Raw genomic sequence first — 1,226 nt, forward strand, 5'->3', positions numbered from 1 at the left:
AATTTTTCTTTCTTTAACAAGATAATCTCTTGCTTTATCAAACGTATCAACTTCATTTTCTGCTGAATACTCATAAGGTTCACTAATAAACTTAACGTTTTTATTATTTTGATATTCATACTCCTTATTTAATAGGCTGTTCATAGCCCCCATAAAGTTAGTTTGTTCGATTTCTTGAACAAAGTTAATCACATTACCGCCTTTTCCTCTGCTGTTCCAATAAAATGCGTTTTTTCTTCTGTCTATCACACAACTATCATGTTCTACTAGCCGGTAATAACGTTCGTTATCACTCTTTACATCGATTCCGTTTTGCTCACAATAATCTATAATATCAATTGCTTCCGCATGTTTAATTTGTTCTTTTGTAAAAGCCGGCATATAAAATTCCTCCTAATAGTTAAGATCCAATAAATGAAGTCGCGTTCTTGATCACATTTGAAATTGCTTGTACAATGTTTAAATTAAATAGGCTTTCAAAGTTGAGCGCTCTTACTTGGGCAACCAAAAGCAACGTACTTACGATAAAAATAATTCGTTCTTCAAGAAAACCTGTTTTGTAATACACAACACCCAAACCAGAATGAAAAGCTTTGTCCAAAAAGGGTAATAACCATTTAACCCCTCATTTACTAAAGCTATCTCCAACTAAATGTAAAAGGTATCCTAGGTTGAGGCCGATTATAGGGCTAAAAGGCGTAAGGCTAACCACATTATTAGGATCATTGTTACAAAAACGATAAATAGGCCCATTAGAGAATGCGTTAGGCCCCTATGACCAAAAAATCCTTTTATGAGATCAGAAATTCCCCTTGTTCGGCTTCCAATCCAGGAATACGGCTCATCTATATCTGGAAATACTGCACCAAAGGCAACGACTAAAGAAGTGGAAAGATGTGTTTTATACTGCATTTTGCTTCTCTTTTAATAAGATAAAAGAAAGAGCCACTTTTACTTAAAGCAGCTCCTTATCAATCCGAATATTATTAAGATGATTTTCTAACAGTATTTCTAGCTGATTTTGAAATTCCATGCGTTAGAACTCCTTTCAAATGAGTAGATCCGTTAGACAACAACTTATTAGTTTTGCTTCTAACTTTTATATCCATCATTTTGATAACGGACCAATATTCTAAGATGGCCTTTTCTGCTTCCTCTAAAGAATCAAAGGAATTAATACTCACAAGAAATTTTTGTCCTTTATAGTCTAAAATGCGATCCTTTTC

Annotated in this window: 3 protein-coding genes; all 3 read right to left on the reverse strand. The window is 33.7% G+C overall.

The window, feature by feature from the left end; all coding sequences use genetic code 11:
• The coding region (locus tag ACZ3IG_RS36200; protein ID WP_467437488.1) for a CHC2 zinc finger domain-containing protein at window positions 1-381 on the reverse strand (381 nt) is incomplete at its 3' end.
• A gap of 300 nt (window positions 382-681) precedes the next feature.
• A complete protein-coding gene (locus tag ACZ3IG_RS36205; protein ID WP_235856717.1) occupies window positions 682-912 on the reverse strand; it encodes a metal-dependent hydrolase in 231 nt (76 codons plus the stop codon).
• Window positions 913-986: 74 nt separating this feature from the next.
• On the reverse strand, window positions 987-1,226 hold a 240-nt coding region (locus tag ACZ3IG_RS36210), incomplete at its 5' end, for a hypothetical protein (protein ID WP_467437490.1).

The sequence above is a fragment of the Streptomyces sp. NPDC016677 genome, from assembly GCF_055562815.1.

What these genes read in the sequence shown, in the direction of transcription:
- ACZ3IG_RS36205 (WP_235856717.1), bottom strand. Translation starts at nt 912, where the DNA reads ATGCAGTATAAAACACATCTTTCCACTTCTTTAGTCGTTGCCTTTGGT.